Below are 14,053 nucleotides of genomic sequence, written 5' to 3'. Positions count from 1 at the left end.
ATCAAAAGGATCATTCAATTTATCTTTTGATGAAAAATAAAGTTCATTATTCTCTAATGTTGTAATTCTAAAATCTTCAGTTCCTTGATATTTATATAATTTTTTAGGTAAAAATTCATTTCTTATTTCAAAAGCCTTATCTTTATCTCCTAATATATAGTTTTTATAAAATTCTATTTCCCATTTCAAAATATACTTTTCCTTTCCTAAGTCATTAAATTTTTTATTATACTCTAAATATCTTAAATACACTCTCCTATGTAGAAGTTAAAAATATGTCTAAAACTTAGCAAATAAATTTAAAGTAATTTTCTCCTCTACTCCTAATAAATAAAATGTAAATGTTGTCTTTATCCTTTGATGTTCATTTCTAACTTGAAAGATACTTTCACTTTTTGACTTTTATCTTATCTCTTTGTTGCTATAACCCTCTCTCTTTAGTTTTGCACCTATAATCATTACCTTAAGTGAAAATAGTCTATCTGTATTTATTGCTGTATATTCTTCATTTTGCATTATCTTATGTCCCCCTCTTATGTCTTTCTCCTAATTTAATTTTAATTGTTTTTACTTGAATTCGAAACAACATCTATAGAAAGATGCATTTTTATATAAAAATAATCCTTATTTCTTTAAAATATTTATTCTAACTTATCTTTAAATAGCATATATAATTTAATTAAAACTTTTTATTTGGATTATAGGTTATAAACCCAACTAAAAAAGACCAAAACTCTATATTATATAAAGTTTTAGTCTGTTTTTTATTTTGTATTTAATTGATTCACTTTTGGCAAACTTTCTTTAGGTCCATAATATGGTATGAAAAGTGTTCTTAGTTCACAATATATAACAATTGTAACTCTAATTATAAATCATATTCAATAATTTTCCTATTTCAAAATAATTTCATTAATTTTTAGTACAATACCTTGTTTTAACTTATCTCAATTAATCTATCTCTAATATAACCTACCCCTTCCTATAAAACCCACAATCATACCCCTCAGCCCTAAGCACCATCTCCTTCGCCCAAGGCGGTCTGGCAGCCATAATCTCACAAACCTCCTCCACAGAAGACTTCCCTTCCTCAACTTCAGTCACCACCTCATCATGAACATGCATCACAATATCAAGCCCCGCCTTATCAAGTCTATCCATGGATTCAGCCAGCAAATCACGAGCAATCCCCTGCACTATATTTTCCACAAACTTGGGACCATAGCTTTCAATCCTGCTCCACTTCTTGCTAGAGTCCACCCCTTCATAAGTAACAGACGTACCACCAAATTTATTCTCAGCCAAAACAGGTTTCACATAACTTAGTTTCCTACCACTAGGCAACTTAATAAAAAGCATTCCACTTTCATAAAAAATGCTCAACCCATAAACAGTAATAGGATCCTTAGTTGCAATCACATTTTTCACTGCCCTATCAATCTCCCACCACAGCTTGACAATATTACTATTGGAGTTTCTCCATGAATTTACAAGGTCTTGCAATTCACCTTCTTCAATTCCCATATTCGTGGCACCCATAGCTTTTAAAGCGCCCACAGAACCACCATAGCCCAGAGCAAGCTCTGCAATTTTCCCTTTTTCCCTAAGGTGACTATTCTTGCCATCCTTCTCAACTACCACCTTAAACATTTTACTAGCCGATGCACTATAAATATCTCCACCTTCTTCAAACACTTGCAAACGCCACGCCTCATCTGCCAGCCAAGCAATCACCCTTGCTTCTATGGCAGAAAAGTCTGCAACTATAAATTTATGTCCTTTTCTTGGGACAAATGATGTTCTAATTAATTGTGACAACACATTTTCCACACTATCATACAGCAAATCCAATGTTTCGTACTCTCCACTTCTAACAAGACTTCTTGCTAGCTCCAAATCTTTCAAATGGTTTTGTGGCAAGTTTTGCACCTGAATAAGCCTTCCTGCATATCTGCCTGTTCTAGCTGCTCCATAAAACTGGATAAGTCCCCTTGCTCTATTATCACTCCCCACCACATTTTCCATGGCGGAGTACTTCTTAACACTGGACTTTGCCAATTCTTTACGCAACAACAACACTTCACTAACTATGCCTTCATTTTCTTCCAACAATTTCTCAACAGATGCTTTATTAAGTGAGGCCACATTTATCCCTTTATCTTGTAGCCAATTTTTCAACTGAGATACAGAGTTTGGATTTTCCAGCTTAGTCAGCCTCCTTGCTTTTTTAACAACACCTTCTTTATACTCCTTATCACAAGCAATTGCCTTTTTCACAAAATCCATATCAAGCATAATTCCTCTATCATTAATAAGTTGATCTAACCAGTAATTTTCCCATTCTTTGTTGGACACAGGAAACCTAGATAACTTCTTTTGAATCATCATTTCAGTTTCTACATCTCTTTTGTTATATTCTTTAAATATCTCCCATTTCTCTTCATCATGAATAGGTAAATTACGTGTTCTTCCTCCATTTGACTTAGTAGGAGAGCATGGTGCACAAAAATATTTAATCAAACTCTTCCCCTGAGCAAGCTTTTGTTTTTCAAGGCCCATCACCTTTCCCACTACCTCCAACGACAAAGGAAGTCCCAAAGTAGCACACCATACCATGGTACAATGCCACCCTTTTGAGCATAAGTATTTCCCCATATATTTTGATAAACAAATCCTCTCAAAATTTGCATTAAATGCCCATTTAACGACTTTGTCATCACAAAGAGCATGTAAAACTTCTGATGGTATGTTCTCACCTTTTGCCACATCTACTACTTTTACATCACTGTCATCAATGGAATATGCAAACAATAATATTTGAAAATCACAACTTTCCACATAAGGATACACTCCACACTTGGTAAGATCCACACTAGAATAAGTTTCAATATCTATACTAATCTTCTTCAAAATTTCCCCTCCTATGTAATACTCTTTTCACCTCTTGGTCTATTTGCTCATCATCAATAAGTTTTAATGAATTCACTTTCACATTTGATAAAAGGCCATGGAAAACTCCATGACCTTTCTTTTTCTCCTAAAACAACTCTAACAAAGGAAATCTTCACTTTCATCCATATCACCTAAGAAATTTTCCTCCACCTTCCCAAATTCATCTTCTGCCTTGCTTCTTATTCCCAGTGGCTCTCCATCCTTTATTTTTTGAATATTACCAAGACCACAAGCCACACCTCTGTTACCACCAGAATTAAATGCATAAAAATTCATAGAAACCCTAGCATACACTCCACTATAAACTTCACTACGGTCTGAAATTAGCTGAACATTCCTATCTACTATTTGTGGTGGAGTAGTGCTATTTGCATTTAGAAAATAACAATCCTTATAAACATCATCATCCCTTTCCAAGTCCCCATCTCTAAGAGGTAATTTTAACGAACTTTTATCTGGAAGTGTTCCTCCAAATTTATGCACCCCTTCTTCTATGGCTAAATCCACTGCTCTTTCAATAGCTTCTATAGTTTCTGTATCACTTTTAGGTATTAATATAGCTGTGGAAAATTTAGGTGCTCCACCATTTATTGACTTAGGCTCCCACACATTTGCATAAGACAACTTCACTGTATTTGTAATCACCTTTGTATCATTAAATTTTGACATATATATTTCTCCTCCTAATTTTTATAAATTAACTACTCTACCAATGTAAAAAGTGCTATTTTGAGCAAAACGAATTTTTCGCTCTAATTATTTTTAAATTCCTTATTTACATCACTTAAATTCACTGCTTTACGTTTATCAGAGTTTGGCACAAGAACTAACTTACCATCTGGTTTATATACAAGACCTGCCATAACATCAGAGAACTTACTTTTGCCCATAAGCTTTTCCATTTCTGTAATAGGAATCAAAGTCTTTTTATAAATATCTTCATAACCATTTTCCATTGCCACTTTTGCCACTGCTTTTTCGTCTTTATATTTGCGATTTGAACGCCCTTGCACAACCTTAAAACCTTCCCACTCCTTACCTTCATTAATAGCCCTTTCACTTGCATAAACCATAATTTCATCTGCCCATTTAGTAAGACCTGGCAATTTTATAATAATTTCTTCTATCTCTTCATCACTAAGCAATGGCGGCAATCCAAACTCCCACTTTGCCAGTTTTAAATTTTCATCAGCCCTAAAACCACATCTATGAGCTACTCTGCAAAAAGTGCACCACTGCCCACATGCAAATTCCCCTTCTCCTTTGTAAGCCTTCTTTGCTTTTGGTCTTAGTTCATTTTCTGCCCAATTAATCAAATCATCTACGCATATAGTCCATGTATCAACATTATCTCTTCTTGGTTGAAAAATAGTCATGGAAACCTGTTCAATATCATATAAACTGTCGTATTTTTGCAAAGCACCAAGGGCATAAAGCTTCATCTGAGGATTGTCCTCAGCACTAACTAGCACACCTACTCCATATTTAAAATCAACAATATGGAGTTTCTCATCTGCAATAATAATACAATCTGCTGTTCCAAACCCTTCTTCAACATAATCAGAAAACTCTAAACGCTCTTCAATAAGCACTAAAGGATCTTTGCAACTTTGTTTGCATATGTTAAGTTGCTCCAGTATAAATTGCACATATTCCAAAGCATGCGTCTCCATTTCCTCTGAATAATAAGGCGAATCATGCTCCGATTTACTTTTTTTACTAATTATATGTGATTCAGACTTTTTACTGCTTATGTTTAGAGCTGTTTTAAGTTTATGCTCACATAATTTGTGTGCTGCTGTTCCCTCCTTAGCTGACTCTGTTTCCTTATTTTCTACCTCCAATTCTAATATGGCTGAAGGCGTACAGTTGATCCACTTGTGTGAAGATGATGCTGATAATAATGCGTGTTCTTTGTTCTTAAATTTACCTTTTTTGTTCTTATTTAAATAATCAATTTCACCTTTTTTCTTTTTATTTAAATAATCAATTGTATTTTCTTTGTTTTTATTTAAAGAATTAATATTATTTCCTACTAGGTAATTTAAGTTGTTATCATTCATTAATCATTACCTCAGCAGCTTCTAAAATATCAGCATAATATTTTGAATCAATTTCACTTAACTTATTACAACCATAGCCCTTAATTATGCTTCTAATTTCATCTGTAAATCCTGCCTGACTTTTCTTGGCAAGTACAGCTCTAACTTCTTCTAGGGAAATTTCTTTAACCTTGCTTTCTTTAGCCCCTTGGTCTGCTTTGTCAATTTTATCTACTTTATCTTGCTTGTTTACTCTCTTTTCTTTTTCCACTTTACCTTCCTTATGTGCCCTATCCTCTTTGCCTACTGATTTTTCTTTTGCACTCACTTTCTCTTTCACCACTTCAACTGATTCCAAACTATCTGCTAAAGCTCGTAAATTACTAACTACCTCATTCAACCCTTTAATTTTCATAATTTCTATCTCCCCCTTCTTTCATCTCATGAATCTCCACTGTTTTTACGCATTCCCCTGGAGCTACCACAAGTAATCCCACCTGTTCTCCTAGGATAAAATCAAGAACTTTGCTTCGGATACTGCGTTTTTTACTTCTAACTACAGATTTTTTCCTATCATAAGGATTTGTCACATTTATTGTTACTTTATGTTTTTGGCTCATATTAAGCCTCCTTTCTGAGATCTTTATGTATCTCTCATCTATATGCGAAAAATAAATACCTTTCGAACCCCTCTAACAGAAACTTTTTCCAAGTTTATTTTTGATATTCTTCAAACGCTTTCTAATAGCTGCCTCTGTAACATTCTCCTCCAAAGCAATATCCGTATTTGTACGATTTTCTACGAACTTTTTCTTAAATAACTCCTGTTGATTAGGCAGTAAGCTCTTTATTCCATGCTTTAATTTATCCAATCTATTTTCATGTTCCAGCTTATCTTCTTTTTCTACAAGTAATAAAATAGGATTTGAATCATTATCTCTCATATATTTATTAGAATCTTCAATAAAACTTCCCCCATCATCATAAGCATCCAGATGAGTAGTTACTCTATATTCGTAACGGCGATTCTCATTTACCTCTTCATCATCGAGAGAGTGCAGGATTTCTATATCTATTTCACTTACTCCACTTTCTCCAGGAACAATCTCTATCTTTGTTCCATCCACACTATAATATCTATAAGTAGTACGATTATTTTCACTTGTTTTAAAATTTCTTTTCATCATTTAGCTCCTTTGGTTTTCATTTACTTGCTCATATCGCCAACGATTTACCCTCGTTATCGCTTTAAGCCACAGCGTGGGCCCCATGAAATTTGGGATAAATCCATTGCTCAAAAATTCGCTTCGCTCATATCGCCAACGATATATCCTCGTTATCGCTTTAAGCCACAGCGTGGGCGCCATGAAATTTTGGATATATCCGTTGCTCAAAAAAAGACGGGCAGGTGGTATTCAACTGAATACTCATCCTTGCCCGTCTTGCGGTTCTTTGTATTTATTCTATTTAACAACGCTTACATAACCTGCGTATTTATTATCTTCATACTTCCATCTTCCATAAACTGGATCACTGTCTTAAAACCTTTTTGAACAATCTCCACAGTCTTATTTGTAGAGTCCACACGACAAACTGTCTTACCTTTAATATTTTTTATTACCTCCATATTCCCACCTCCTGTTAAAATTTTCACTCTTTGAAAACATGCAACTGAAAATTGTAAAATTTCCTGCTACAATATAATTAAGTAATTTTAATTCGACTGATATTTTTTCTTTTTTTTATAAATCATTTTTATATAAATCCTTTTTATATAAATTAGTTTACAAAAAACAAAACTTTTCCATAGGAGTAAATCGGAGGTAATGGGAGAAAGTCGGATATTTTTTTGAAAGGATAAATAAATTAAATGAATTTTAGTGAATTTGCAAATATACTATATCCATTTTGCGCTGAAGGACAATTGCCATCTGAGTTTGTTAAGACTCTTGTTGACAAAATAATGACCAGTCCAGTTTCTAAGGAGGATATTGAAGCATCTGAAAATGATACTTATAATCCACTTTCTTTACTGAAAATAGATACTCTTAATAGAATTTATAATGGTAAACATCCCATAAGTAAAAGAAGTGCCTCTGCTATAAAGGGGAAAATTGACAAGCACCAATTTGCTACTTATATAAACAGCAAACCCATAGATGTTCAATTAGAAATGGCAACTTCCATACAAAAGCATATTTTAGATTTTGACTCTGATGATGTGGGTGAAAGTTGTGCAGAAGTTTTTTCTAAAGTTTTAGATGATATTTTTACAGGCAATTCTCATTCTACTAAATCAACATCTAGTGTTACTAAAGATAAGAAACATATACATGAAGTAACTGCTACAACAGTTTATTTGGATCATTCAGATGGTAAAATCCACATTGGTAATGAATCAATTTCCATTCCAAAAGAATTTCTGCCACCTGATGATATCGCTGTGCAAGAAAATATATATGTAAATGCACTATTTGCAGCTTATGGTGATGCTGAAAATAGAGAGCCTATTACCATAGATGACTTGCCTAGCCTTTCAAGTAAAAAATACGAACGTAATTTTAAAAATCAGCGAAAAAACTTTTACAAAGCAGAGCATCTTCACCGCTCAGTGAGAGAAGTATTTGTTGGTTCAGATAAGCAGTTTGATATTTTAAAAAATGACACCCTAGAATATATTCAAGAGACTTATGAAGGTGATTATAAACATGGTTATGAAAGATTGATTAAAGTTTTAGAAAGAGCAGTTGATAGTAGAACAACATCAATACTTGACTCTGTTCAAAATATGATTAGCCCAAGTGTAAGGAAAGGCATCTGCCACATGTTGGTAAATGACAAAGAACTCACGTGGGTGCTAGATAATGAGTAATCTATTTAATACAAGTTTTGAAATTTCCTTAAGAGTACTATTAACACTTTATGTAACTAAGGAAGACAGGAAAACGTTTGATTATATTGTGGCTGCTGATTTTATAACTATATATAGTAAAAATTTTAATGTAGCTGATATAAATTTACATGGTGATAGTGAATTTAGTTTCAGTGAGTTTGCAGCTAGAAGGTACTTAACTGATGATGCTATAAAATCATTAGTTTTACAAAACCTTATCTCTGTCTCATTTGAAAGTAATGGATTTTACTATTTTATTACAGAGGGCGGCATAGATTTATGCAATAAAATGACAACAGATTATGCCAAAACTTATATGAAATTATCAAAACTAACAAATAAATACCTAGAATCTAAAACAGAAACAGAAATTTTAGGCCTAATAAGCAAAGAATCAATAAGGGGATTTCAAAGGAGATAAAATACATGGCTAGTTTTTACATACAAAAAATCATTGCATCTGGTAAGGGGAAAAAAGATGCAGTAATTACATTTACAAAAGGGTTAAACATTATACATGGCCCATCTGATACAGGGAAATCTTGCATACTAAAATGCATAAACTTTATGTTTGATAAATCTACAATACCTTTTGATACAAAAATCACAGGTTATTCTAAAGTTGAAATGATTGTAGCAACAGAAAATGGTAGCATTAAACTCCAGCGAAGTTTAGGAAGAAATCAAATCTTTGTCACTAGCGAAGACAAAAATATAGCTGGTGGAAAATATAACGTGGAATATAATAGCAATAGCAAAACTCCTTGTATAAATTCCCTATGGCTAAAACTTATAGGTATTAATGAAGATATTATGCTTGTATATAATAAAAGTTTTGAAAAACGCCGCATGACTTGGAAAACTTTTATGAAATTAATTTATCTTAACGAAGATAACGTATGTTCATCAAAATCTTTCCTGGAACTTATGGAAAGCACTTCAAAAACATTGTTTCTATCATCTTTATTATATTTATTTACTGGACATAGTTTTTCTAATATTGATGCACAGGAAAATGAGAAAATAAGAGCTTCCAATAAAAAAGCCATAGAAAATTTTATCAATAAACAACTAGGTCACATGGAAAAACGTAAGAGGGAGCTTACTGAACAATTGAGTACTTTTGAAAATATAAATATTGAAAAAGATATAGAAGAACTTGTAGCTGATCTTAAATCTACAGAAAAAGAAATCATAAATGCAACAGAGCAAAGCAAGGACCTTCTAAGTATTCTTTTTGATTTAAGAGAAAAATACGCAAAATGTGAATTATCCATCTCACAATTTCAATCTTTGAAAAGTCAATATATAGCTGATATTAAAAGATTGACTTTTATTGTAGACGGTGAGTCCAATCTTCTAACCATGCTTGAAAATACTCAGTGTCCTTTTTGTGAAGGAGAAATAAAACCAAACAATAAAATATCTTACAAAGAATCTGCTCGTGGTGAACTTGCACGCATAACTTACCAATTAAAAGATCTTATTAACTGCGAAGAAGATATTTTAGAAGAAAAACATAATATACAAAGCCAAATTGAAATTTTTGAAAATGAGAAATCAAACATAGAATTGTTAATTACAGAAAACTTAAAACCACGTGCAAAAAAACTTACTAAATCTATTAAAATTTATGGTGAGTTTTTGAAACTAAGTAACGAAATTGATTTTATCCAGGATTTCGCCCAAACTACTACACAAGACTTGCGCCAGCTAACAACACAAAACAATAGCCAATTGAACTATAGACCTAAAGAATATTTCAGCGATGATTTTATAACTACCATAGACAACTACGCCTACGAGATTTTAGAAAAATGTAAATATGAAAATCTAGTGTCTGCTCATTTTAATCTTAGTAATTTTGATTTAGAAATTAATGGCTCAAAAAAATCAGCTAGCCATGGTAAAGGTATCAAAGCATTTGTCAACACAGTTCTAACACTGACATTTAGAAAATACTTTGCAAATAACAGCAAATATAATCCTGGTCTACTAATGATAGATTCTCCACTCCTTGGCCTAGACCAAGGCGTAGACGACCTGGCTCCCGAAAGCATGAGAACTGCTCTATTTAAATACTTTATGGATAATCAAAGTGAAGGTCAGGTCATAGTTGTGGAAAATAAAAATACTATGCCAAAACTTGATTATAAATCCTCTGGAGCAAATGTGATTGAATTTACAAAGGGCAAGTGCCCTGGAAGGTGTGGGTTTCTTTATTTAGATAATAAATAACAAAAAGAACTTGGCAAAACTGCCAAGTTCTTTATCCTAAACAATCCTTACTATACTCAAAAACATACATAGTATAAACATTATGATAGATTCTATGATTATACTTATATAGTAAATACTCCAGATTATTCCTATTATACTCTTCTATCTTTATCTAACAATAACGTTTTGCCACTTACAACTTTCCCTATTCTAATAATTTAATTTTATTATTTTCTATAATATTTTCATCTTCATTCATATTTATCAATGTATGCTTATCTACCTCAAGTCCATTTGCAATTTCTTCAATACTATAAATTTTAACTTTCTCCCCATTTTCAGCTCTTTGAATAGTTTTAGGCGAAATTTTGCATCTTGCTGCAAGCTTTTCTCTGGACAATCCCATTTCCTTTCTAAGTTTGTATAATTCATCATTTACATAAAATCTGTCTTTCAATTTACTCCCTCCCAAAATCATATATAATCTAAATTTTTTCTACATGTACTTAGATATTAGCACATATTATCCTATATCTATTTGGATATTTAGTATTTTTATTGGACACTTAGCATTTTTATTGGACAGTTATTCTTTTTTTGATTTACTTTTAAAAATAACTTATAAATATACTTTTCAACTGTACCTAAACTTTTCCTAGTATTATGTACGTATAGTGAAATTCGCTTCGCTCATAACATAGGCGAGTTTCCTTTATAAAAAATTTAAGGAGGTAATAATATGGCAGTTGTTTCTACACCAAACGCATCTTCTATCAAAGTTAAATTTGATCATGGTACAGATTTAAATGGGGATAGAGTAATAAAAACAAAAACTTATTCAAGCATAAAATCTGGTGCTTCAAATGATAATATTATGTCTGTAGTCCTTGCTCTTGCAGGGTTACAAGAACATACTTTATGTGGCACAAACAGAGTAGATAACTCATCTCTCTCTGAATAAAATTCGCTTCGCTCATAGCGCCAACGATGTGCCCTCGCTATCGCTTTAGGCATATCCGTTGCTTAAAGATTCGCTTCGCCTGAGCGACGTGTCGGCGAAACATTTCATAGCGCCAACGAGTTACCTTCGCTATCGCTTCAGGAAACTCCGTTGCTTAAAGATTTGCTTTGCTAATTACGCTTTACTTAAAAATTTTGGGAGGTTAAATTATGAAGGAAAAAAGACTTTTGATGACTTTTAAAAATACTTTAGGTAATAGTTTTTCTATTACTGTGGATAATCCAAGGGAAGACTTGGAAGAGCAAGAAATAATAGATGCTATGAATCTGATAAAAGATAAAAACATATTCCAACCAAAGGGATATGACATAGCAACTTGTGTTTCTGCTAAAGTGGTTGACTCTACAACTACAGAGTACGACTTAGAAGTTTAGTTATAGAGGGTGATAATATGGAACCTTTTGAAACTATTGTAGCAAACTTGGGCTTTCCCATTGCCATTTCTCTCTATTTACTAGTGAGGATTGAAGGGAAACTTCAAGCTTTGACAAATAGTATAAACGAGTTGTCCAACAATATTATCAAAATGAATTTATAAATAAATTCATAGCGTCAACAACATTCCCTTGTTCCACTTCGGGAAAGTCCATTGCTTAAAATGATTTATAAATAAATTCATAGCGTCAATAACTGGGCTTTGAGCAACGTGTTGGCGAATCACCTAGCTTCACTTCAGACATGTTATAATAAATATTGAAGTGTGTATGTTCTTAAGAATATACGCACTTTTATTTTGGAGATGATAAAATGAAAAAACAGTATGGATTTATAAGATTTGATAGTATTTGTGAATTTACAGATTGGCTAGCCAAACAAAAAGTAAACAGAAAAATAAATAAACTCCAAGTTCATCACATGGATCTTCCAAACTACAACACTTGGAACAATACAGACAAAAGAGTCTATAAAACAAATAGAGAACTTGCTCGCACCAATTCCCTAAACACTTATGGCAAAAATACATGGAACATCCCAGACAAAAATGGTAAATACATCGCCCAACATTTTAGCATTTTCCCAAATGGAAAAATCACCACTGGTCGTGATTTAAACTCAACACCCATTGGTATAAAAGGCTGGAACGAGGGCGCTATTTGTGTGGAGATATACGGCGACTTTGATTATAAACAAGATGTTATGACTTCTTCTCAGAAAAAATCAGTCATAGCACTTTACGCTTTACTTTGTAAAAAGTTTAATTTAACCCCAGGCTCTGACACAATCAGACCACACTGCTGGTTTACATCTTCTGGCACTTATATTGGTGATTATAAAGCCTTAATGTCTGCCAAAAGTTGTCCTGGTACTAATTTTATGGAAATTGGCAACACAAAATCTGCTTTTATTAATAATTTTTATCCTTTGATTAAAAATCACATGAAAAATGAAGATTTGCCTGAAAACACACCTTCTACAAATACCAAGAAAAAACTAATAAAAAATATTTCAAAGGAAAGTATTAATATAAGATCTGATGCCAACTGGAATGGCAAAGTTATTGGAGTTCTAAAACCTGGTGATAGTTTGACCTATGTGGCTGGACCTCTGCCTGCAAATAATGGCACTACTATGATGTATAGGTGCAAAAACAATGTTTATATTACTGCTAGTAGTAAATATACTCGTGTTATATATGTATAAATTTTTAAATTTTTGCAAAACAAAAGCCTGGATTTCCGATGTCCAGGCTTTGGGGATAAAGTATAGATTATTGTGTATGAATGAATGAATGAATAAAATAAGTGTTGCTATGTTTAGATTATAGACCCGATTTTGAAGTTATATACATTTTTTACAAATTTTTTTAATAAATTTTTATTTTATAAATTTTAAGTTCATGAATTTTCAAAATTACCTTCAATTTATCAATTTCTAAAATTCCTTTCAGTTTGTAAATCCCCAAAATTCCCCTACATTAATCTTCAAATGATATATCTATGTTTTTTATCAACTTATTACCGTAATATACATGAATAGTAGTAGTTCCAACACCTACCCCTGTTATCCTACATTTTTCAAATTCATCACTTACTTTACAAATGGACGTGTCATCTACAACATAAGAAAGATTTTTTTCATCTATCTTTTCTTCTTTTTTATCACTTTCAAGAGTCAAATTCATTATTATAAAATCGCCTTTTTTAAAAACATATGTAGACTCACCTTTTTTATAATCCATATCAAATGTAATTTCTGTTACATCTACATTACTTGTGTTTAAACTTATAAAAATTGTTGTACCTATAATTCCTATAAAAAGTACTATAAGCAAAGGAATCATGTAATTATGTTTTTTGTTTGCAAAGCTTAACGTAGGGTCATCTTCTTGCGAGTCCTGAGAATTTATATTATTTTCTGAAATATCATTTCCCATTTGATTGTCTTCATTAATATCATCTAGCTCATCTTGATTATCTTCATTAATACCATATAATTCATTCAAGATTTCTTCCTCATTTAAATTATATTCTAGTAAATACCTCTCTATTTTTTTGTCTTTTATTTTAATATTTTTAGACCATTTTAGTCCATATTTTAAAGTCTCCAATATGAAATTTATTCTTTTTTGGGGAATATGGTTCTCTTCCATTATAAGTCTCGCTTTATTTATGGCTATTTTTCTATTTAAGTCATTAATGTTTTTATTGTCTAAAAGGACCTCTGCTATGCCCATATCCAATGCTTCTTTTAGCCATGCCAATTCTTCAGGCAAATTTGGTCTTAATTCACTTATCATTGCACTTACATGAGCAGAGTCTAACAATGAATTTTTCCCAAAATTTTTTATTATAAATCTTAATGCTCCACCAAGATTTTCTTCTAATTTTTTCTCCCTCATTCTACACCCCCTCATATATAAGTTATTATTTGATTTTCATGTATAGAACTCTATTGTGGGTATAAATATATTGTTTTTGAGGTTGG

17 protein-coding genes are annotated in these 14,053 nt (G+C 32.2%); 7 read left to right on the top strand and 10 right to left on the bottom strand.

The window, feature by feature from the left end; all coding sequences use genetic code 11:
• The 8 genes from QX51_RS11600 to QX51_RS20920 all read right to left on the bottom strand — a co-directional run.
• On the bottom strand, positions 1–189 hold a 189-nt coding region (locus QX51_RS11600), incomplete at its 3' end, for a hypothetical protein (RefSeq protein WP_330376075.1).
• A 783-nt stretch (positions 190–972) separates the two neighbouring features.
• Complete coding sequence (locus QX51_RS11595) at positions 973–2,910, bottom strand: DNA polymerase (RefSeq protein WP_039680075.1); 1,938 nt, start codon at positions 2,908–2,910, stop codon at positions 973–975.
• Between the two features lie 138 nt (positions 2,911–3,048).
• Positions 3,049–3,621, bottom strand: coding sequence for a DUF2815 family protein (locus tag QX51_RS11590; protein WP_039680074.1), 573 nt, complete (start codon positions 3,619–3,621; stop codon positions 3,049–3,051).
• Between the two features lie 83 nt (positions 3,622–3,704).
• The gene (locus QX51_RS11585; protein ID WP_082007831.1) at positions 3,705–5,015 is read right to left on the bottom strand and encodes a DUF2800 domain-containing protein; all 1,311 of its coding nucleotides are present in this window, start codon (positions 5,013–5,015) and stop codon (positions 3,705–3,707) included.
• On the bottom strand, positions 5,008–5,409 hold the full coding sequence (locus tag QX51_RS11580) for a hypothetical protein (protein WP_052233021.1): 402 nt from the start codon (positions 5,407–5,409) through the stop codon (positions 5,008–5,010). The genes QX51_RS11585 and QX51_RS11580 overlap by 8 nt, the downstream gene beginning before the upstream one ends.
• Positions 5,399–5,614, bottom strand: a complete 216-nt coding sequence (locus QX51_RS11575) for a hypothetical protein (RefSeq protein WP_039680072.1) — start codon at positions 5,612–5,614, stop codon at positions 5,399–5,401. The genes QX51_RS11580 and QX51_RS11575 overlap by 11 nt, the downstream gene beginning before the upstream one ends.
• Positions 5,615–5,686: 72 nt before the next feature.
• Positions 5,687–6,178, bottom strand: a complete 492-nt coding sequence (locus tag QX51_RS11570) for a sigma-70 RNA polymerase sigma factor region 4 domain-containing protein (protein WP_039680071.1) — start codon at positions 6,176–6,178, stop codon at positions 5,687–5,689.
• A gap of 293 nt (positions 6,179–6,471) precedes the next feature.
• Positions 6,472–6,621, bottom strand: a complete 150-nt coding sequence (locus tag QX51_RS20920; RefSeq protein ID WP_200886397.1) for a hypothetical protein — start codon at positions 6,619–6,621, stop codon at positions 6,472–6,474.
• A 243-nt stretch (positions 6,622–6,864) separates the two neighbouring features.
• On the opposite strand from QX51_RS20920, the gene QX51_RS19555 reads away from it, so the two are divergent.
• The 3 genes from QX51_RS19555 to QX51_RS11555 are packed head-to-tail and all read left to right on the top strand — an operon-like array spanning position 6,865 to position 10,125.
• Positions 6,865–7,866 (top strand): ABC-three component system protein, encoded by a 1,002-nt coding sequence (locus QX51_RS19555; protein WP_052233020.1) that lies wholly within the window; start codon positions 6,865–6,867, stop codon positions 7,864–7,866.
• Positions 7,859–8,308: an ABC-three component system middle component 2 gene (locus QX51_RS11560; protein WP_039680070.1), complete on the top strand. Its 450-nt coding sequence runs from the start codon at positions 7,859–7,861 to the stop codon at positions 8,306–8,308. Before QX51_RS19555 ends, QX51_RS11560 begins: the two co-directional genes overlap by 8 nt.
• A 5-nt stretch (positions 8,309–8,313) precedes the next feature.
• Positions 8,314–10,125 carry an AAA family ATPase gene (locus QX51_RS11555; protein ID WP_039680069.1) on the top strand — a complete coding sequence of 604 codons (1,812 nt, stop codon included), beginning with the start codon at positions 8,314–8,316 and terminating at the stop codon, positions 10,123–10,125.
• Between the two features lie 187 nt (positions 10,126–10,312).
• On the opposite strand, the gene QX51_RS11550 is transcribed toward QX51_RS11555, so the two are convergent.
• Positions 10,313–10,564, bottom strand: coding sequence for a helix-turn-helix domain-containing protein (locus tag QX51_RS11550; protein WP_039680068.1), 252 nt, complete (start codon positions 10,562–10,564; stop codon positions 10,313–10,315).
• A gap of 282 nt (positions 10,565–10,846) precedes the next feature.
• Between QX51_RS11550 and QX51_RS11545 the strand changes: the two genes are divergently transcribed.
• From QX51_RS11545 to QX51_RS11535, 4 genes are all read left to right on the top strand, one after another.
• Positions 10,847–11,068, top strand: coding sequence for a DUF1659 domain-containing protein (locus tag QX51_RS11545; RefSeq protein WP_039680067.1), 222 nt, complete (start codon positions 10,847–10,849; stop codon positions 11,066–11,068).
• Between the two features lie 209 nt (positions 11,069–11,277).
• Complete coding sequence (locus QX51_RS11540; RefSeq protein WP_039680066.1) at positions 11,278–11,502, top strand: DUF2922 domain-containing protein; 225 nt, start codon at positions 11,278–11,280, stop codon at positions 11,500–11,502.
• 17 nt (positions 11,503–11,519) lie between these two features.
• Positions 11,520–11,666 carry a YvrJ family protein gene (locus QX51_RS21675; protein WP_074079120.1) on the top strand — a complete coding sequence of 49 codons (147 nt, stop codon included), beginning with the start codon at positions 11,520–11,522 and terminating at the stop codon, positions 11,664–11,666.
• A 209-nt stretch (positions 11,667–11,875) separates the two neighbouring features.
• Positions 11,876–12,769 (top strand): peptidoglycan recognition protein family protein, encoded by an 894-nt coding sequence (locus QX51_RS11535; protein WP_039680065.1) that lies wholly within the window; start codon positions 11,876–11,878, stop codon positions 12,767–12,769.
• 274 nt (positions 12,770–13,043) lie between these two features.
• Here the strand turns inward: QX51_RS11535 and QX51_RS11530 are convergent, their stop codons facing one another.
• Positions 13,044–13,967, bottom strand: a complete 924-nt coding sequence (locus tag QX51_RS11530; RefSeq protein ID WP_039680064.1) for a hypothetical protein — start codon at positions 13,965–13,967, stop codon at positions 13,044–13,046.
• Between the last annotated feature and the right edge of the window lie 86 nt (positions 13,968–14,053).

Origin of the sequence: Terrisporobacter othiniensis, from assembly GCF_000808015.1 — a bacterium.
Classification (GTDB): domain Bacteria; phylum Bacillota; class Clostridia; order Peptostreptococcales; family Peptostreptococcaceae; genus Terrisporobacter; species Terrisporobacter muris.
This window is presented reverse-complemented; position numbering and strand designations above follow the sequence as displayed.